The sequence below is a fragment of the Amycolatopsis sp. PS_44_ISF1 genome, from assembly GCF_032335455.1.
GTDB lineage: Bacteria > Actinomycetota > Actinomycetes > Mycobacteriales > Pseudonocardiaceae > Amycolatopsis.
On the sequence record NZ_JANUXO010000001.1, the window covers coordinates 2,810,986 to 2,829,904 of the forward strand.

At 71.3% G+C, this 18,919-nt stretch carries 20 protein-coding genes; 13 read left to right on the plus strand and 7 right to left on the minus strand.

The features are described from left to right. From NYF13_RS12900 to rho, 4 genes are all read left to right on the plus strand, one after another. The gene (locus NYF13_RS12900; protein ID WP_315656547.1) at positions 1-540 is read left to right on the plus strand and encodes a dCTP deaminase domain-containing protein; all 540 of its coding nucleotides are present in this window, start codon (positions 1-3) and stop codon (positions 538-540) included. A gap of 17 nt (positions 541-557) precedes the next feature. Then, positions 558-1,184, plus strand: coding sequence for an HD domain-containing protein (locus tag NYF13_RS12905; RefSeq protein ID WP_315656548.1), 627 nt, complete (start codon positions 558-560; stop codon positions 1,182-1,184). A gap of 19 nt (positions 1,185-1,203) precedes the next feature. Then, the gene (locus tag NYF13_RS12910; RefSeq protein WP_315656549.1) at positions 1,204-2,664 is read left to right on the plus strand and encodes a M81 family metallopeptidase; all 1,461 of its coding nucleotides are present in this window, start codon (positions 1,204-1,206) and stop codon (positions 2,662-2,664) included. A 513-nt stretch (positions 2,665-3,177) separates the two neighbouring features. Next, positions 3,178-4,245, plus strand: coding sequence for a transcription termination factor Rho (gene rho, locus NYF13_RS12915; RefSeq protein WP_315656550.1), 1,068 nt, complete (start codon positions 3,178-3,180; stop codon positions 4,243-4,245). A gap of 27 nt (positions 4,246-4,272) precedes the next feature. Here rho and NYF13_RS12920 read toward each other — a convergent pair whose 3' ends face one another. After that, entirely contained in the window at positions 4,273-5,652 is a 1,380-nt protein-coding gene (locus tag NYF13_RS12920; protein ID WP_315656552.1) for an APC family permease, read from the minus strand. A gap of 175 nt (positions 5,653-5,827) precedes the next feature. On the opposite strand from NYF13_RS12920, the gene NYF13_RS12925 reads away from it, so the two are divergent. From NYF13_RS12925 to NYF13_RS12935, 3 genes are all read left to right on the plus strand, one after another. After that, on the plus strand, positions 5,828-6,352 hold the full coding sequence (locus NYF13_RS12925) for an Lrp/AsnC family transcriptional regulator (RefSeq protein ID WP_396287059.1): 525 nt from the start codon (positions 5,828-5,830) through the stop codon (positions 6,350-6,352). Positions 6,353-6,498: 146 nt separating this feature from the next. Beyond that, on the plus strand, positions 6,499-7,890 hold the full coding sequence (locus tag NYF13_RS12930) for an aspartate aminotransferase family protein (RefSeq protein ID WP_315656555.1): 1,392 nt from the start codon (positions 6,499-6,501) through the stop codon (positions 7,888-7,890). 95 nt (positions 7,891-7,985) lie between these two features. Further along, positions 7,986-8,393 (plus strand): hypothetical protein, encoded by a 408-nt coding sequence (locus NYF13_RS12935; RefSeq protein WP_315656556.1) that lies wholly within the window; start codon positions 7,986-7,988, stop codon positions 8,391-8,393. Positions 8,394-8,505: 112 nt separating this feature from the next. Here NYF13_RS12935 and NYF13_RS12940 read toward each other — a convergent pair whose 3' ends face one another. Then, complete coding sequence (locus tag NYF13_RS12940) at positions 8,506-8,697, minus strand: hypothetical protein (protein WP_315656558.1); 192 nt, start codon at positions 8,695-8,697, stop codon at positions 8,506-8,508. A gap of 71 nt (positions 8,698-8,768) precedes the next feature. Further along, on the minus strand, positions 8,769-10,886 hold the full coding sequence (locus NYF13_RS12945; protein WP_315656559.1) for a DUF6351 family protein: 2,118 nt from the start codon (positions 10,884-10,886) through the stop codon (positions 8,769-8,771). Positions 10,887-10,957: 71 nt separating this feature from the next. Between NYF13_RS12945 and NYF13_RS12950 the strand changes: the two genes are divergently transcribed. From NYF13_RS12950 to NYF13_RS12965, 4 genes are all read left to right on the plus strand, one after another. Further along, positions 10,958-11,560, plus strand: a complete 603-nt coding sequence (locus NYF13_RS12950) for a TetR/AcrR family transcriptional regulator (RefSeq protein WP_315656560.1) — start codon at positions 10,958-10,960, stop codon at positions 11,558-11,560. A gap of 31 nt (positions 11,561-11,591) precedes the next feature. Continuing rightward, positions 11,592-12,074 (plus strand): MarR family winged helix-turn-helix transcriptional regulator, encoded by a 483-nt coding sequence (locus NYF13_RS12955; RefSeq protein WP_315656561.1) that lies wholly within the window; start codon positions 11,592-11,594, stop codon positions 12,072-12,074. A 100-nt stretch (positions 12,075-12,174) separates the two neighbouring features. After that, entirely contained in the window at positions 12,175-13,362 is a 1,188-nt protein-coding gene (locus tag NYF13_RS12960) for an FAD-dependent monooxygenase (RefSeq protein WP_315656562.1), read from the plus strand. A 113-nt stretch (positions 13,363-13,475) separates the two neighbouring features. Next, complete coding sequence (locus NYF13_RS12965; RefSeq protein ID WP_315656563.1) at positions 13,476-14,126, plus strand: DUF998 domain-containing protein; 651 nt, start codon at positions 13,476-13,478, stop codon at positions 14,124-14,126. Positions 14,127-14,145: 19 nt separating this feature from the next. On the opposite strand, the gene NYF13_RS12970 is transcribed toward NYF13_RS12965, so the two are convergent. The 4 genes from NYF13_RS12970 to NYF13_RS12985 form a co-directional block, all read right to left on the minus strand. Beyond that, positions 14,146-14,769: a hypothetical protein gene (locus NYF13_RS12970; RefSeq protein WP_315656564.1), complete on the minus strand. Its 624-nt coding sequence runs from the start codon at positions 14,767-14,769 to the stop codon at positions 14,146-14,148. 144 nt (positions 14,770-14,913) lie between these two features. After that, entirely contained in the window at positions 14,914-15,336 is a 423-nt protein-coding gene (locus NYF13_RS12975; protein ID WP_315656565.1) for a hypothetical protein, read from the minus strand. A gap of 331 nt (positions 15,337-15,667) precedes the next feature. Then, positions 15,668-16,144: an ANTAR domain-containing protein gene (locus NYF13_RS12980; protein ID WP_315656566.1), complete on the minus strand. Its 477-nt coding sequence runs from the start codon at positions 16,142-16,144 to the stop codon at positions 15,668-15,670. A 65-nt stretch (positions 16,145-16,209) separates the two neighbouring features. Further along, positions 16,210-17,427: a cysteine desulfurase-like protein gene (locus NYF13_RS12985; RefSeq protein WP_315656567.1), complete on the minus strand. Its 1,218-nt coding sequence runs from the start codon at positions 17,425-17,427 to the stop codon at positions 16,210-16,212. A 52-nt stretch (positions 17,428-17,479) separates the two neighbouring features. Here NYF13_RS12985 and NYF13_RS12990 point away from each other — a divergent pair, with 52 nt between their 5' ends. Together NYF13_RS12990 and NYF13_RS12995 are read left to right on the plus strand one after the other, a co-directional pair. Next, complete coding sequence (locus tag NYF13_RS12990; RefSeq protein ID WP_315656568.1) at positions 17,480-18,046, plus strand: TetR family transcriptional regulator C-terminal domain-containing protein; 567 nt, start codon at positions 17,480-17,482, stop codon at positions 18,044-18,046. A gap of 12 nt (positions 18,047-18,058) precedes the next feature. Next, a complete protein-coding gene (locus NYF13_RS12995) occupies positions 18,059-18,685 on the plus strand; it encodes a peptide deformylase (protein WP_315656569.1) in 627 nt (208 codons plus the stop codon). The last annotated feature ends 234 nt before the right edge of the window (positions 18,686-18,919 follow it).

The following is an 18,919-nucleotide window of genomic DNA, read 5'->3' on the forward strand; positions in this document are numbered from 1 at the left end:
ATGATCCTGACCCGCCAGAAGATCATCGCCGCTGTCCGAAGCGGGGACATCCTGATCGAGCCGTTCGACCAACGGCACGTTTCGACGAATGCCTACGACTGGCACCTCGGGGACGTCATCCGGGTGTGCTCGGATCCCGTGCTCGACGCGGCCGCGGTTACCCGATTCACCGAGCAGGAGATCCGGCCGGAGGGGATGGTGCTCGTTCCCGGAGAACTCTACCTCGGTATCACCCACGAACGAACCTGCTCCGAGGCGTATGCGCAGCTGATCAATGGGGATCGCAGCGTCGGCGCGCTCGGGGTGTGGGTGCACGTTTCCGCCCCGCTGGGGCACGTCGGTCACGCGATTCGCTGGACTCTAGAGATCAGGGTCGCTCGTGCGGTACGGGTCTACCCACGCATGGCTTTCGGCAAGATCGTCTTCGTGGCACCCCACGGTGACAGTGTCAGTTATCAGCAGGTCGGGCGGAAGTACCGGAGCAGCAGCGGAATTGATGTTTCGCAGCTGTACGACGAAGTCGAGAGAGGTGCGCGATGACCGAGGAGCCAACTCTCGTGGACCGGGCCGGGCTGCCGGCTGGACTGCCCGAGCGGCTACTGGCACAGCTCCGATTCGCCGTCGAGATCGATCGATTGAAGACCGTCGTGCGACGGACCTCGCTGGCCTCGGCCGACCGGCGCGAGAACGACGCGGAGCACTCCTGGCATCTCGCGGTGCTCGTGCCCTTGCTGGCGGAGTACGCTGCCCTGCCGATCGACGTGGGCCACACGATGAGACTGGTCGTGCTCCACGACCTGGTCGAGATTCATGCCGGCGACACCTTTCTCTTCGACCCGGTCGCATCGGCGGACCAGCGGGAGCGGGAGAGCGCGGCAGCGGACCGGTTGTTCGCCCTCTTGCCGGTGGACCAGGAGGCAGAGTTCCGCGGCCTCTGGGAGGAGTTCGAGGCTCACCGGACTCCCGAAGCCAGGTTCGCCAGGTCGATGGACCGGTTCCAATCCCTGTTGCTGAACTTCACCAACGCCGGCGGTACCTGGCGGACCCCGGGAGTGACGGACCGGGAAGTCCGGCAGCGCAAGGAGGTGATCGGCGATGGTGCCCCAGCGCTCTGGCAGCTCGCCCAAGAGCTCATCGGCCTTGGCGTCGAGCGGGGCTGGGTGGCACGATCAGGCGAGTCTTGATTTCGGAACGGAGGCCGTGGTGCGGAAACTGCGGATCGGGATCACGGGCATCGCCATCGAGTCGAGTACGTTTTCCCCGCACCGGTCGGTGGTGGACGATTTCCAGGTGACCCGGGGGGCGGAGCTGCTGGCGCGGTACGGCTTCCTGCGCGAACGTCCGGAGTGGACGGACGGCGTCGAGTGGGTGCCGCTGGTGCACGCCCGCTCGCTGCCCGGCGGGGCGGTGACCGAGCAGGCGTACGCCGAGTTGTCCGGGGAGATCCTGGAACGGCTGCGGGCGGCCGAAGGGCTCGACGGGCTGTTCTTCGACATCCACGGCGCGATGAGCGTGGTCGGCCGCACCGACGCCGAGGGCGGGCTGGCCTCGCGGGTGCGGGCGATCGTGGGTCCGGACGTGCTGGTCTCGGCGTCGATGGACCTGCACGGCAACGTCTCGCGTGAGCTGGCCACGGCGCTGGACCTGATCACCTGCTACCGCAAGGCCCCGCACACCGACGCGTGGGACACGCGCGAGCGCGCGGCCCGCAACCTGGTCGCGAGGCTCCGTTCCAGCGGGAAGCCGAAGAAGGCGTGGGTGCAGGTGCCCGTGCTGCTGCCGGGCGAGAAGACCAGCACCCGGCTGGAGCCGGCGAAGAGCGTGTACGCGGCCGTGGACGAGGTCGAGGCGCTGGACGGCGTGCTCGACGCGGCCATCTGGGTCGGCTACGCGTGGGCGGACGAGCCTCGGTGTCAGGCCGCCGTGGTGGTCACCGGGGACGACGAGGAGGTGATCACCGCGCAGGCGGCCCGGCTGGCCCGGTCCTATTGGGACGCTCGCCGTGATTTCTCCTTCGTCGCGCCCACCGGCACCCTGGCCGAGTGCCTGGCGCGGGCGGTGGAATCGGCCGAACGGCCGTTCTTCGTCAGCGATTCCGGGGACAACCCGACCGCGGGCGGGGCGGGGGACACCTCGTGGACCCTGGACGGGCTGCTGCGGACACCGGCCGTGGTGGACTCCGGGCTGAGGACGCTGTACGCGGCGATCGTGGACCCGGCCGCCGTGGCCGTCGCCGTCGAAGCCGGGGTCGGCGCGACCGTGGCGGTCGAGCTGGGCGGGAAGGTCGACTCGGGCCCGCACGGCCCGGTCCCGCTGACCGCGCGGGTCGAGGCGATCGACGAGGCCGATCCGGTCGCGGGCACGGCGGTGGCGCTCGCCGTCGGCGGTCTGCGGGTGATCGTGACCGCGCGCCGCAAGCCGTACCACCTGGAGTCGGACTTCCTGGCGCTGGGCCTGCACCCGCGCGAGGCCGACGTGGTGCTGGTGAAGATCGGCTACCTGGAACCGGAGTTGTACGAGATGGCGGCGGACTGGCTGCTCGCGCTCACCCCCGGCGGCGTCGACCAGGACCTCCTGCGCCTCGGGCACGCCGCGATCGAGCGGCCGATGTTCCCGTTCGACGAGGCGATGGCGGCTCCCCCTCTGACGCCCGAGCTGCTTTGAGCTGGGCGGGCGACGAGAGCGAAGCCCACGAACACTACGTGCCGGACTTGCCGTGCTGCCTCCCCGTCACGCCCACCGAGCCGTTCGCGCTGGATGAAGGGGTCGGCAGGTCCGCGCGGTGGTGGTCGGCGCGTGGACCGGGAACAAATGGGTGACCAGCACTGTTCCCCACGTCGACGGCCCGGGATCCTGGTGCAGTCCGGTCGAACTGATCCGAGCCGCACAGCATCAGGGACGACCCGCGGGTTGACGCCGCCTCCGCGGAACGACGGAGCCGAGCCGGGCCGCCTGGGCTCGTGCGCGATCCCGGCAACGCCAGGGTGTTGTGGCCACGGTCCCCGGTGCGCTATGCTCATCTCGATCCTCACGGAAGTCGGCCCACCCGCCGCCCGGGGGAGTTCGCGGAAGACACCAGTTCTTCCCCCCAGTCCGGCTCATCCCGAGCCGCTCTTCGTTCCGCACCACTCGATCCGCGCTTGGGCGCCGATCGTCTCATCATTCTGGGAGAAAACCATGTCATACCAAGGAATTCTTGATATCCAAGGCACCAAGGCCACTCTGGGCTACGGCCCGGGCGGCACCACTGTCCCCTTCGGATTCGTCCGCCGGTTCGGCCTGCGCCGCGGCGACGAGATCAGCGGGGACGGGGACACCATCACCTCGGTCAACGGGCACCGGCCCGGCGGGAAGCGGCCCGAGTTCGGCCGGCTCACGCCGGTGCACCCGAACCGGCGGCTCGTCCTCGAAACCAGCCGCCACCAGCTCACCACCCGCGTGCTCGACCTGGTCGCACCGATCGGAATGGGGCAGCGCGCCCTGGTCGTCGCGCCGCCGCGGACCGGGAAGACCTCGGTGCTGCAGGCGATCGCGCAGGCCGTCGCGGTCAACCACCCCGAGGCGCACCTGATGGTGCTGCTGGCCGACGAGCGGCCGGAGGAGGTCACCGACATGCAGCGGTCCGTGCGCGGCGAGGTGGTCGCGTCCACTTTCGACCGGCCGCCGGCCGAGCACGTCGCGGTCGCCGAGCTGGCCGTCGAGCGGGCGAAACGGCTGGTCGAGACCGGGCGCGACGTGGTGCTCCTGCTCGACTCGCTGACCCGCCTCGGCCGCGCCTACAACCTGGCCGCCCGGCCGTCCGGGCGCGTCCTTTCCGGCGGCGTGGACGCCGGTGCCCTGCAGCCGATGAAGCGCCTCCTCGGCGCCGCGCGCACCATCGAGGAAGGCGGCTCGCTCACCGTCATCGCCACCGCCCTGGTCGGCACCGGCTCGCTGGCCGACACCGTGTTCTTCGAGGAGCTGAAGAGCACCGGCAACTCCGAGATCCGGCTCGACCGGGCGCTCGCCGACCAGCGGGTGTTCCCCGCGGTCGACCTGTTCGGCTCCGGCACCCGCCGCGACGAGCTGATCGTCCCCGCCCCCGAGCTGACCGTGATGGCCGAGGTGCGCCGGGCCCTGTCCGGAAAGGACACCAAGCACGCCGTCGATCAGTTCCTCGAGCAGGTGCGCGGCACCCGGTCCAACGCCGAGTTCGTCATGCGGGTCACCGCTTCGCTCGGGGTGCCGATGCCGGTCGCCGCCTGATCGTGTCTATTGTGGACACCATGCGCGTCACGGTGCTTCGGGCGGAACGGTGACCAGCCAGCGATCGGCGCGCCGGCGGAGGTAGCCGAACCAGTAGAGGCCGGAGACCACGAGCACCGCCGCGGTGAGGCCGAGGTCGAGCGCGCTCTGCTCGATCAGCACGTAGGCCAGCGCCAGCACCACGACCACCGGCACCACCGGCCAGCCGGGCATCCGCCAGACCCGCGGCCCGCGGTGCTTCGCGCGGCGCGCGGCCAGCACGGTCACGGCGACGGCCAGGTACAGCGCGACGACGGCCACCCCGGTCACCCCGCTCAGCGTCTCCACCGGCACGAAGCACAGGACCGCCTCGGACAGCCCGACCACCAGCGTCGCCACCCAGGGGGCGCCGGACCGTTCGCTCACCACGCTCAGCCCCCGGTTGACCGGTTCGGGCCAGGCCTGGTCGCGGCCGGAAGCGAACAGCACCCGCGAATTCTGGATGACCATCACGATCACGGCGTTCACGATCGCCGCGGCGATGCCCAGGCTGACCACGGTGCCGAAGGTCGAAGAGCTCCAGCCCACCACGAGCGCGGTCAGGTCCACCCCGCCGAGCGCGCCGAGGTCGCCCACGCCCAGCGTGATCGCGACGACCGGCACCAGGATCACCAGCGCGCTGATCCCGAGCGTCCAGAACACCGTGCGGGAAACCGTTTTGTGCGGCTCCCGCATCTCCTCGGCCAGGTAGACGGCGGTGGAGAAGCCCTGGACCACGAACAACGCCACGGCGAGCCCGGCGACCACCGCCACCAGGCCGAGGCCGTCGGCCCCGCCGAATCCCGGCCGCACCAGCACCGAGGCCGGCTGGCTGAGGTGGCTGAAGCCCAGCACGGAGACGACCACGACGGCGGCGATCTCGATCGTCAGGAAGATCCCGGTGAGCCAGGCGTTGGAACGCAGGTTCAGCAGGCCCATCCCGGTGGCGGCGAGCATGACGATCGCGCCCGCCACCGAAGGGGCGACGGGCACGATCGCGCTCACGTAGCCGGCGACGCCGATCGCGATGATCGGCGGCACCACCAGGATGACGACGAACGACAGCACGAAGGTGATCCAGCCGGCGAACCGGTTGAGCACCGTGGTCACCATCGCGTACTCGCCGCCGGCGCTGGGTACGAGCGTGCCGAGTTCGGAATAGCAGAAGGCGATGCCGACGCACAGCAGGACGGCGAGCGCGATGGCCAGTGCGGTGCCGGTGCCGAGTTGCGCGAAGAGCGGGGGCACGAGGACGAACAGGGAGGACGCGGGGGTCACGCAACTGAGCGTCAGCAGCGTGCCGCCGCCGACGCCGATCGAGCGGGTGAGGCCCCGGCGGGCCGGGATCTCGGTGAGGCCGGGTTCGGCGGGGGCCGGGTCAAGGGGCATGGGAGGAGTTCCCTCCGTCAACGGCACGATCTTTCGCCGGATGGAACAGCACCGATTCGGTGATGTCAACGCCGTCAAGACGACTAAATCCGTCGTCGATACGGGCCGGGCTGTCGCTTTCGATGACGTTCCGCCGCCGGGTGACGCGGTTTGCCCACAGCCGCCCGAGGCGGGGATGATCGGCGTGGTGAGCAGTCAGGAACCGAATCCGGGCCGGCCGGCGCCGCCGGTCATCGACGAAATCTCCACGCGGATCATCGCGCAGCTGCAGGAGGACGGGCGGCGGGCGTACGCCACGATCGGCAAGGCGGTCGGGCTGTCCGAGGCCGCCGTCCGCCAGCGGGTGCAGCGGCTTTCGGACTCCGGGGTGATCCAGATCGTCGCGGTCTCGGATCCCTTGCAGGTCGGGCTGTTCCGGCAGGCGATGGTGGCGATCAACGTGGACGGTCCGCTCGAACCGGTCGCCGATGCGCTGGCCGGGATGGACGAGATCGCCTACGTGGTGCTCTGCGCCGGCCGCTTCGACGTGCTGTGCGAAGCGGTGTGCGCCGACGACGAAGCGCTGCTCGACCTGACGTCCAACCGCATCCGCGCCCTGCCCGGCGTGCGCAACGCGGAGGTGCTCGTGTACCTCAAGCTGCGGAAGCAGTCCTACCAGTGGGGTACCGCGCGGAGCGTGACGACTAAATCCGAAGGTTAACCGGCAAATATTACCGTGAATCGGTTGCTAGAGGATCTTGGTTCAACCGATCCGCTTGCAGCGAGGGCTCCGTTCGTGCGATAACCGAGAGGTCCGGCCGGTCCGCGCCCTGCGGCCGGTTGCCCCGAGGCCGTAACGAGGGAGCTATGAGCCCCACCGCCGAATCCGCCGAAGTCTCCGCCGCCGGCCAGGCCCGCGCCGCGCGCGACAACCTCTGGTTGCACTTCACGCGCCACTCCGCCTTCGAGACCGCCGAGGTCCCGGTGATCGTGCGGGGGGAGGGCGCGTACATCTGGGATTCCCGCGGCAAGCGCTACCTCGACGGGCTGGCCGGGCTGTTCGCCGTACAGGTCGGGCACGGCCGCGAGGAGCTGGCCGAAGCCGCGGCGCGGCAGACGAAGCAGCTCGCGTACTTCCCGCTGTGGGGCCACGCGCACCCGTCGGCGATCGAGCTCGCCCAGCGGCTGACCGAGGCTTCGCCCGGCGACCTGAACCGCGTGTTCTTCACCGTGAGCGGCGGGGAATCGGTCGAGACGGCGTGGAAGCTCGCGAAGCAGTACTTCAAGCTCGTCGGCCAACCCACCAAGCACAAGGTGATCAGCCGTGCGCTGGCGTATCACGGCACTTCGCAGGGGGCGCTGTCCATCACCGGCATCCCGGGTGCGAAGGCGGACTTCGAGCCACTGGTACCGAGCACGATGCGCGTGCCGAACACGAACTTCTACCGCGCGACCGAGCACGCCGACGACTACCAGGCGTACGGCCGGTGGGCCGCCGACCAGATCGAGCAGGCCATCGAGTTCGAGGGGTCCGAAACGGTGGCGGCGGTGTTCCTGGAGCCCGTGCAGAACACCGGCGGCTGTTTCGTCCCGCCGCCGGGCTACTTCGAGCGGGTCCGCGAGATCTGCGACCGCCACGACGTGCTGCTGGTCTCCGACGAGGTGATCTGCGCCTTCGGCCGCCTCGGCCACGACTTCGGCGCGAAGCGCTACGGCTACCAGCCGGACCTGATCACCACGGCCAAGGGCCTGACCTCGGGTTACGCGCCGCTGGGCGCAGTGCTGGCCAGCGACCGCCTGATGGCGCCCTTCGCCCACGGGTCCACCACGTTCATGCACGGCTCCACCTACGGCGGCCACCCGGTCTCCTGCGCGGTCGCGCTGGCGAACCTGGACCTGATGGAGCGCGAAAACCTGTACGGGCAGGTGCTGGCGCGGGAATCGGCGTTCCGCTCGACCCTGGAGCGCCTGCTGGACCTGCCGATCGTGGGCGACGTCCGCGGGGCCGGGTTCTTCTACGGCATCGAGCTGGTGAAGGACAAGGCGACCAAGGAGACGTTCACCGCGGACGAATCGGAGCGGGTGCTGCGGGGCTACCTGTCCGACGCGCTGTTCGAGGCCGGCCTGTACTGCCGGGCCGACGACCGCGCGGAGCCGGTGGTGCAGCTCTCCCCGCCGTTGATCTGCGGGCAGCGCGAATTCGACGAGATGGAGCAGATCCTGCGCGAGACGCTGACCGGGGCGTGGAAGCGGCTCTGACCGCCCGATCCGGCCCTCGACCGGAGATTTCCGTTCCCGGGCCGCCCGATCTTCACTACCCTGGCCGTGCACGGAGCGAAACGGGAGGAAAGCGCGTGGCGGAGTGGGCTGATCTGGTCGGGTACATCAGGCACGAGTACCGGGTGATCCTCGACGAGCCGGACGAGATCCGGATTCGCATCGTGTTCGGCGACGACGCCGACACCGAGGGGCGCGCGCAGGTCATGGTGATCGCGCGGGAGGTCTTCGACCAGCGGGAGGACTGGGTGCAGATCGCCACCCCGTTCGCGCGCGCGGACGAGGTGGACCTGCTCTCCGTGCTGACCGAGGTCGGCGAGACGACGGTGGTCGGCGGGCTGGTGGTGATGGGCGAGCACCTGGTCCTGCGGCACTCGCTGCCGCTGGTCAACCTGGACATCAACGAGTTCATCGACCCGCTGGAGCTGGTCGCCGGCTCGGCCGAACTGCTGGAGCAGCAGTTCACCGGGCGCGACGACTACTGATCCCTCTCGCGGGAAAGGCCGGACGCCGTCGCGCGGGAGGCGCCCCTCCGGGGGAACACGGGTCCGGTTCGCCGGTCCGGCCGGCGAACCGGGTCCTTTGTGGACAGCGGTCTCAGGCGCCGCCGCCCTGGCGCCGCCCGGCCGCGCGGCCGATGAAGAAGCCGAGGATCAAGCCGACGATCAGGCCGATCGCGATGAAGAAGATCACGGTGGCCGCGGCGATCTTCCCGACCGTGCCCAGGAAGCCCTTCGCTTCGAGGTCCTGCGCGACGGTGACCGCCTGCGCCAGTGCGTAATGAGTCATGACCCCAGCATCCCATCACGGTGCCCGGGCCGCAGTCCGCCGCCCCGGACCGGGATGGCCCCACCCGGGCCTCAGCGGCTCCCGTAGTTCAGCCAGGGCCCGGCCGGACGCCGTTCGCCGAGGCCGGGACGGCGGTAGTCGCACACCCCGGACGGGAAGGCCGACCGCAGCTCGGCCTGCTCGGCCCGGGTGAACCGCACCGGGTAGGCGCGGAAGTCCAGTGGTTCGAGCCGGCACTTCAGCGTGTTCATCGCGAGGCCCTCGCCCGCGGCCGTCCGAGTGTTCCCGGCCACCGGGTACGCCGCGCCGCACCTGCCGCCCGAGGGGTAGGTCAGCTTCTCCCGCACCCGCTGGGTCGCCGAGAGGTAGCAGCCGTCCGCCAGGTCGGCGGGGCGGTCCGCGATCACCTTGGCCGCGGCGGGGCGGGGCGAGCCGTCCCGGTCGATCGCGTCCAGCCAGCGGTCCATCGCGTCCAGCTCGTAGGCGCCGGCGGCGGCCTGCTGGTCGGCGGACGGCTGGTTCTCGATGATCACCTGGTTCGCCGCGGTCCCGTTCGCGTCGAGCAGCCGCCGGCGCAGGACGTACGACCAGTCGCTGGTGTGGATGTCGTTCCCGGTCCCGGCGAAGTCGAGGTCGGTGCGCTGGTCGATGATCGGCGTGCTGCGCAGGCCCAGCGAGGCCGAGTTGTAGATGTCGTCGCGGTAGACCGCCTCCAGCGCCTTGGGGTCCGCCGCGGTGCGCTGCGGCACCGGCCGGCCGGTGTGGTCGAGGCCGCCGACCGACGCGTTGAGGTGGGCGAACTGGGCCGGGGTGATTTCGCCGGCGCGCAGCGCGCCGAGTCCGTACTGCACACCGACGTTGTCCAGCGGGCTGCGCACGAACCCGGTCCCGGGGTCGCGGCCGAGCTGGTTCGCGAACTGCTCGTCGGAGTTGCAGCGCACCCCGTCCGGGTTGGTCACCGGGTCCCACCGCACCGCGACCGGGATGGCCGCGTTGCAGCTCCCGGTGGCGGTCGCGCGGTCGGCGAAGGTCCGCTGCCACGAAACGCAGGTGTCGTAGGAGTTCCAGCCGCCGACCGCGAGCTTCTGCGCGTCGGTGAACGAAGCGTGGTCGAAGTACCGGTTCAGCAGCCGGCAGTCGGTCACCGGGCCGAAGGTGGTCTCCGGGTCCGGAAAGGACACTCCGGGGACGATGCCGTCGACGATGCCGGGGTAGGCCTCGGCGATGTCGTACTGCTGGATCGCCCCGCCGGACCCGCCCCAGCCGATGGTGTGGGTGACCGGGCCGTAGGTCTCGCCGAAGTGCTCCTTGACCATCATCGCGGCCTCGGCCGAAATGATCGGGCTGCAGTTGTTGTCGAGCACGTTCAGGCTCGACGACGCGACCGCGAAGCCCTGGGCGAGGAACAGGTCGTCGAGCACCCCGCCGGTGGTGGCGCCTTGGTGGTAGCCGGCGTTGCAGCCGCCGCCGAAGGTGTACACGAGCTTGCCGTTCCAGCCCGGACCCCTGGTGTAGGGCGAAGGCGGCGTGGCCTCGGAGGCGAGCGCGGCGATCTCGTACACCGCGCGGTCGATCGTCCCGCGCTCCACCCGCACCACGTACGGCACCGGGTGGCCGCCGACGGTGGCCGTGGCCAGGTCGGCCGGGCGGCTGGCCGGATCGGCCAGCGGCTGGAACGCCCCGGCCTTCGTCCGGTACCGGTAGGTCACCTGCGTCGGTGCGCTGCACAGCGGCATCGTCGCCGGCGGCAGCCCGTACGCCGTGGTTTCGCAGTAGAACGGCTGCTGCCGGCGGCCGGAGAAGACCGGCCCGGTGACCGGGTGGTTCACCACCCGCACGCTCGCCCGGCCGCCGCGGCCCGCGGTGGCGGTGATGTCGGTGGGACCTTCGGGCAGACCACCGACCAGTCCGAGCCGGCTGCCGTCGGCCTGGGCGCGGAAGACGGCGGTGACGTCGTGCCCGCCCGCGCTCACCCGCACCCCGCGCGGGTCCGGGGCGGTGACCCGCAGCAGCACCTGACCGCCGCTGACCAGGTCGGGCCGCGGATTGGAGACGGTGGTGAGGCCGACCCGCGCGGGTGCGGCCCCGGCGGAGGGCGCCGTCGAGCCCAGGAGGATCGATGCGGCCAGCACGGCCAGCACGGCCAGCGCCGCCGGCATCGCGGTGGAGCGCCAAGCACGGTTCGTCACAACGCACCTCGCTGCTCTCGGCCCCGCTCCGGTGCGGTGCCCCGAGAAGGTGGGTATAGCACAATCACGCCATGACCGAGGCGACAGTGAGCAAGCGGGCGCAGGCGACCCGGGCGGCGTTGCTCGACGCGGCCGCCGAGGTGTTCGCCGCGGCCGGCTACGAGGGCGCGAGCATGGTCGCGATCGCCGAACGGGCCGGCGCCAGCATCGGCAGCCTCTACCACCACTTCGCCGCCAAGTCCGAGCTCTACACCACCGTCTACCACGAGTACAACCGCCGCCAGCAGCACCGCTCGGTCCAGGCGTTCCGGAGGGCGCTGGCCGCGGGCGAGCAGGACGCGCTGCGGCTGTTCGTCGCCGGGGCCCGCGCCTACCTCGAAGGCTGCTGGCAGGAGCGCAAGCTGTCCCGACTGTTCCTCTCGGGCACCGGCCCGGCCGGGTTCGGCCTGCTCTCCCGCGAGCGCTTCCGCGGATGGCTCACGGCCAACGCCACCCTGGTCAACGGGCACACCCGGCCGTTGTCGGACATGCTCGTGCTCTCGCTGACCGCCATGTCCACCGAGGCCGGCCTGGCCGTGGCCGGCGCCCCGGCCAAGGCCGCGGCGAACCGGATGATCGACGAGGTGCTGGAGCTGATGGGCCGCCTCTACCCGGTTTCCTGGCCGAGCCCGTGATGATGTGTCAACAATTTTGTACGATCAGCGGATGGCGGACGCGCGGTGGCTCGACGAGCGGGAGGCGCACGTCTGGCGGTCCTACCACCGGCTGCTCCGGGACTTCGGCGGTGCGCTGGACCGGCAGCTGCAACGCGACGCGGGCCTGTCCGGCGCCGATTACGCGCTGCTCGTGCCGCTGTCCGAGGCTCCGGGCGCGGTGCTGCGGATGCGGGACCTCGGCCTCGAGGTCGACTGGGACCGCAGCCGCCTCTCGCACCACGTGAGCCGGATGGAGAAGCGCGGGCTGGTCTCGCGTGAGCACTGCCCGGACGACGCTCGCGGCTCGATGGTGCGGCTGACCGAGGCCGGTCGCGGCGCGATCGAGACGGCCGCGCCCCAGCACGTGGAAACCGTGCGGCGATACTTCTTCGACCCGCTGTCCGGCGAGGAGCTGGGCGTGCTCGGCCGGGCCTTCGACCGGATGCTGGCGCGGCTCGACGAGGACGCCGACGGCGGTCCCCCCGCGCGCTGACGGTCCCGCACGCGCACCGTCAGCGAATGGTGCGGGCACCGTCAGCGCCGCATCGCAGTCTGGCGTCATCGAAATCCGAACCCGCGAAGGGGATTCAGCGATGACCAGAACCGTTCTTGTTTCCGGCGCCGGCGTGGCCGGGCCCTCGGCCGCCTACTGGCTGCACCGGCACGGCTGTTCGGTGACCGTCGTCGAGGCGGCGGCGGCGCTGCGGCCCGGCGGCCAAGCCGTGGACTTCCGCGGTGAGCAGGTGAAGCTGCTCGGCGCCATGGGGATCGCCGACGAGGTGCGCGCGCACGAGACCGCGATGGGCGACCAGCTCGTGCTCGACCGGGCCGGCCGGACGGCGTTCACCGTGCCGGCCCGCTTCATCAGTGGCGAGGTCGAGGTGCTGCGCGGCGACCTCGCCCGCATCCTCCACGACCGCACCCGGGACTACACCGAGTACGTTTTCGGCGACCGCGTCACCGGGCTCGCCGAGACCGCCGACGGGGTCCGCGTGACCTTCCGCCACGGCGCGCCCCGCGAGTTCGACCTGGTGGTGGGCGCGGACGGCGTCCACTCCGGGGTCCGCGCGGTGGCGTTCGGCCCGGAGACGGCATTCCGCCGGGAGCTGGGCTACCACTTCGCGGGCTTCACCGCGCCGAACCACCTCGGCCTGGACCACAGCGGCCTCGTCTACAGCGAGCCGGGGCGCAGCGCGATGGTCGCGAGCAACCGCGAGCCGGGCACGGTCAGCGTCGGCCTGTTCTTCCGCGGGGACCCGCGTGGTTACGGCCGTCCGGACCGGCGGCGCCAGCAGGAGCTCCTGGCCGAGGTGTATGCGGGCTCGGGCTGGGAGATCCCCCGGCTGATGCGCGCGGTGCCGGACGCGGTGGACCTCTACTTCGACACCGTCGGGCAGATCCGGCTCGACCGGTGGTCCTCCGGCCGCGTGGTGCTGCTCGGCGACGCCGCGTGGTGCGCCGGTCCCGGTGGCTCCGGCACCGGACTGGCGATGATGGGCGCCCAGATCCTGGCCGGTGAGCTCGCCGCGGCCGGCGGGGACCACGAGACCGCGTTCGCGCGGTACGAGCGGCGGCTGCGCAAGCCCGCGCGCGTCGGGCACAAGAACGGCGCCGGCTCGGCCGGCTTCCTGGTGCCGGCCACGCCGCGGGCGATCGGCAACCGCAACCGCGGCTACCGGATGATGACCGGTCCGGTGTCCGGCAAGCTGCTCGACCACCTGGGCTACCGGGCCGCGAACGCGGTCCGGTACCGGGAATACCGCGACCGGGTGGCGAGCTGAGCGGGGCGGACGGGGCCCGGGTCGTTCGGCCGACCGGACGACTTCCCCGGGTGGTCCGCGGCGGAGCCGATAACTTGGACCGAGGCAGCGTCGGCCACCCGGGAGGCCCCACCGTGAACGCACTCGTCCGCTCGTACCTGTTCCTCCGCCGCGGGATCGGGGTGCTGGGCTTCGCCCTGCCGATCCTGATGATCGCCGGCAAGGAGGTCCTGCAAGGCGGTGGCCTGCTCGGCTCGCTGAGCGGCTACTACTACAGCGACATGCGCAACGTCTTCGTCGGCATCCTGTGCGCGATGGGCGTCTTCCTGATCTCCTACCGCGGTTACGGCCGGGTCGACGACGTCGCCGCCGACATCGCGGCGGTCGCGGGGATCGGCGTCGCGCTGTTCCCGACCAGTCCGGCGTCACCGACCGGCACCGAGCACGCGATCGGCGTCGCCCACCTGGTCTTCGCCGCGGTGTTCTTCCTGACGCTGGCCTTCTTCTGCCTGTTCCTGTTCACCAAATCGGACGGTGCCGTGCTCACGCCGAGGAAAAAGGCGCGCAACGCGCTGTACCGCGCGTGCGGGGTGGTGATGCTCGTGAGCCTGGCCCTGATCGTCGTCGTGGGCTTCTTCTTCGACGACGCCACGGCTTCGCTGCACCCGACGGTCTGGCTGGAGTCGCTGGCGATCTTCGCCTTCGCGCTGGCCTGGCTGGTCAAGGGGGAGACCCTGCTGGCCGACCTCCCGCGGTCGCGGTCGGCGGCGGCGCAGCCCGCCTGATCCATCCACTGTGGACGGATTAGCGCACCGCCTCCGGTCCGGCGAACTGCTGCCACTCGGCCGCCCACCGGGCCGCCCGCCGGCGGTCCAGCACCCCGCGGGCCACCCAGTAGGCCCCGGCCAGCAGCCCGATCGCGCACAGCCAGGCGAAGGCGCCCACGAGCACGCCGTTGGTCACCGCGTCGGCGCGGGTCAGCGGCGCAGTGGTTTGCCTGCCGCGGTGGTCCAGCCAGATCGGGGTGCGGGAACCGGCGGCCGCGTCCCCGGCGGGCACGGTGACCACGCCGGTGTGCGGCGCGCCGCCGTGCGGCAGCCGCCAGCGGGCGGTCACGCGCGAGTGCTGGGTGATCGGCGCCCCGTCGCCCACCGAGGCGGGCTGCGGCGCGGTCTTCAGCACGGTCGCGGTGACCTGGTGGCGGGAGCCGGTCTGGGCGTCGGCGGCCGACTCCTCCATGGCCACGTCCGCCCGCCCCAGGGCCACCACCAGCGGGAGCGCCAGCAGGGCGAGCAGGACCGTCGTGGCGAGGATGAGGCCCTCGAGCCGGTCGGACCGCCGCACCAGCGGGTTGCCGACGGCGCCGAGCCGCCGGAGCACTCGCCGGCAGAGGTGGGGCGGGCGAGCACCCCGGACCGTGTTCCGCATGTCCCCCATGGTCCCCTGACCAGCTCGGATGCGCTGTGTCCGGTACAACGTTTCACCGGGATTCCGGCAGAAACCGGTGTGTTCCTCAGCACCCCGGGCGTCCGGGCCGAGGCACGGGGGTGAGCGGACCCACCGCCGAAGGGGTCAGTCGACCAGCCGGAGGGTGGCGGTCGGGCTGTGGGACTTGCGGCGGTTGAACCCGCTTTCGGCGACGATGCCGAGCTGGATCGCCCGGTCGGCCGGGGCCCAGTAGCCGGTGCGGACGAAATAGCCGTCCATCGTGCAGAGGCGGTTCGCGGTCCGGCGGGAGCTGATCGTTTCCCAGCCCCATTGCCGTCCGCTCGCCTCGACGCCGTTGCGCCGGACGTACAGCCGCGGATTTCCGATTTCCCGGCAATAGGTGCTGCCTTCGGAGATGTAGAGCACCCCGTCGATCTTGTAGAAGCGCTTGCCGTCGAGCAGGCTCACCTGACCGGAGAGGGTGAAGCGGACCTGGCCGCCCTCATGGCCCTGCATCGGCCACTGGACGCAGAATTCCTTGGTCGTAACCTCGAGCGACTGGGTCATGGCCGTTCCCCTTTGCTGACCGGGCTGGAGGGTCCTGTGAAAGATAGGGAAAAAACCGGGCCCGAGGTGGGGCGGAGAATGGTTTTCACCCGATGAGGCCCATTCGGGAACGGATAGTCACCGGTGGGGCGATTCCGCTGTTTTCAACGCCTCTGGGTGATGGCGGACACGGCAAGTGAAATCGCGTGACCTCGGCGGGGTGGTCGGCCACCGGTTTGGCGGGTGGCGAACGGTTCGTCACCTCTCGGCGATGTCGCCAGCGTGAGCGGGACCACGACGCTCGTCGTGGTGAGTCGAGGCGCTCGGCGTTCACCCGCGCCGGAGGTCCGGCTCAGGTCGCCTCGCCGACGAACCGGGACGCCACTTCGCGCAGTTTCACGTCTTCGCGCCGGGACTGTTCGAGGAGTCGCCCAGCGGCTTCGTCGGCGTTGATCCGGTGCGCGGCCATCAGGATGCCCTTGGCCTGCTCGATCACGGCCCGGGACTTCAGCGCCTCCTTCGACACTTCGGCGAGGGATTCCGCGCTGTCACGGTGATGACGGGCGCGCAATCCGAAGCGCACGATGGCGACGTACAGCGCGAGAGCGGCGGGCGCATCGTCGGGGAAGCCATCCCGTGCGTACACCGCCAGCGTGCCCGGGGTGCCGCCGACGGTCAGCGGCGAGGTGAGGCAGTCCGCCTCGTTCGCGGAAATTTCGCCGGTGGTGAAGCTCGCCGTCGTCGCTCCCGGTACGGCCCGCACCGCCTCCGCGCACACCACGTCGAACACGTCCGGCGCCTGATCGAGCCCCTCGGTGAGCGAGGACACAGCCGAGTGCAGCCGTTCGAGAGCATCCGCCCGCTGCGGTCTTCGGAGGGCCTCGTCGATCGTGCTCACCCGCCGACCAGGTCCGCGACCGCGCCGACCAGGCGGTCCACCTCTGCGGTGGTGGTGTAGGGGGCGATGCCCGCGCGGACCGCGCCCGTGTCGCCCAAGCCGAGGTGACGGGAGCACTCGATGGCGTAGAACGTCGCGGCCGGCGCGTTGACGCCGTGTCGCGCCAGGTGCTCGTACACGTCCTTCGGCGCCACGCCTTCGACCGAGAACAGCACAGTGGGCGTACGCCGGCGGTCCGGCGAGCCGTAGCGGATCACCCGGGGCAGCGCGGCGAGACCGGCGTCGAGGCGTTCACGCAAGGACCCCTCGTGGGTTTCCAGCTCGGCCATCGAGGTCAGCAAGCGCTCGCGACGAGTGCCCTCACCAGGCACGAGACCGGCCAGGAAGCCGATCGCCGCGGTGAGCCCGGCGAGCTGCTCGTAAGGGAGCGTGCCCAGCTCGAACCGCTCGGGCACGGCGTCGCTGGAGGGCGCCAGCTTGTCCGGGCGCAGCGTCTCCAGCAGCTCCGGCGCGGCGGCCAGCAGCCCCAGGTGGGGGCCGAGGAACTTGTACGAAGAGCACGCGTAGAAGTCCGCGCCCAGTTCGGCGAGGTCCACCGGCGAGTGCGGGGTGAGGTGCACTCCGTCGACGTAGCTCAGCGCACCCGCTTCACGCACCTTCGCCGTGATCGCCGGGATGTCGGGCCGGGTGCCGAGCAGGTTGGACGCCGCGGTCACGGCCACCAGCCGCGTCTTCGGCGACAGCAGCGAGGCCACCGCCTCGACCGGCAGTTCACCGGTCTCCGGGACGAAGTCGGCCCAGCGCACGGTGACCCCGCGGGCCTCGGCCGCCTGGATCCACGGGCGGATGTTGGCGTCGTGGTCGAGCCGGGTGACCACGACCTCGTCGCCGGGCCGCCAGTCCTTCGCGATGGTCCGGGAGAAGTCGTAGGTCAGCTGGGTCATGCTGCGCCCGAAGACCACGCCTTCGGGCCGGGCGGCCAGCAGGTCGGCGACGGCCTGGCGGGACTCGCCGACGATGCCGTCGGCGCGGCGCTCGGCGGCCGTGACCGACCCCCGGTTGGAGATGGCCGCGCCGAGCGTGGCGGCGACCGCCTCGCCCACCACGTCCGGCACCTGGGACCCGCCGGGCCCGTCGAAGTGGGCGGCGCCCTCACGCAGGGCGGGGAAGTGCTCGCGGATCGTGTTCACGTCGTAGGCCACGTCGCCCAGCATGCCGCAGATCGGCCGCTTGGCAAGGTGAGACGACCGGTCATATGCTCACGTGATGCCTCGCCCCAGCGTTCGTGAGGTGATCGTCGAGACGGCGGTCGCCCAGTTCCACCGGCACGGGTTCGCGGCCTGCTCGGTCGACACCATCACCCGGGCCGCCGGCGTGCCGAAGGGGTCGTTCTACAACCACTTCAAGAGCAAGGAGGATCTCGGCGCCGAAGTCGTGGCCCGGTACGCGGCGAAGTCCGCCTGGGGCGCCGTCCCCCACGGCCGCGGCCCGATCGAGCACCTGCGGGCCCGGTTCGGGGTGCTGCGCGACGGGCTGGTCGCCGCCGAGTTCACCCGGGGCTGCCTGATCGGCAACATGGGCGCCGAGCGCGCCGACCACAGCCCGCTGATCCGCGAGCAGGTCGAGGCGGGCCTGCGCGGCTGGTCGGGCCGGATCACGGAGGCGATCCGCGAGGCCCAGCGGGCCGGCGAGGTCCCGGCCGACCGGGACGCGGACCGGCTGGGTCGGTTCGTGCTGGACGCGTGGGAGGGTGCGATCATCCGGGCCAAGGCGGCGAAGTCCGCGGCCCCGCTGGACGACTTCTTCGCGGTCGTCTTCGGCACACTGCTGTAGGAGGGGGAGCGCTTGCTCGCCGAACTGGTAGCCGAACTGCTCACCCGGCCGCTGCCCTGGCCCATCGTCCAGGCGGGCGATCCGGTGCTGCGCAACCCGGCGCGGCCGTACGAGGGGGAGCTGTCCGCCGAAGCACTGGCCGCGCTGGTCGAGGGCATGAAGGTGACCATGCACGAGGCTCCCGGAGTGGGCCTGGCGGCGCCGCAGATCGGCCTGCCCGTGCGCATCGCCGTGGCCGAGCACCGGCCCGGCGCGGACCCGTCGACGCTGCGGGCGCGGGGGATGACGCCGCTGCCGTTCCGCGTGCTGGTGAACCCGCGTTACACGCCGCTGGGGTCGGAGCGCGCCGCGTTCTTCGAGGGCTGCCTCAGCGTTTCCGGCTGGCAGGCCGTGGTTTCCCGCCCGTTGCGCGTGCGCCTCGAAACGCAGGACGAGACGGGCGCGTCGGTGGACGAGGAGCTGGCCGGCTGGCCCGCCCGCATCGTCCAGCACGAGACCGACCACCTGGGCGGGATGCTGTACCTGGACCGGGCGGAGCTGCGGAGCCTGTCCACCAGTGCCGCCGTGGTCGCCCGCTGGTCGCAGCCGACCCCGGCGGACGCCGCCAGGGAACTGGGTTTCGACCTGACTTCTGATTGATTTTTCCTTGTACCGCAACGGTTCGATCCCGCTCGCGTGATCGGGGCGCGGGTTTTGTCGGTGCCCGCTGCTAGCTTCTGCCTCAGTCGGCGAAGGCCGGCGGGGAGGGCTGGTCGTGGCACTGAAATCATTGCGGGACAAGGAAAGAGCGTTCAGGTCGGCGCGTCGGTGCTCGGTGCTCGTGCGGCCGAATGCCGGCAATGCGGTGCTCATCGAGCGCGCGGGGCTGATGGC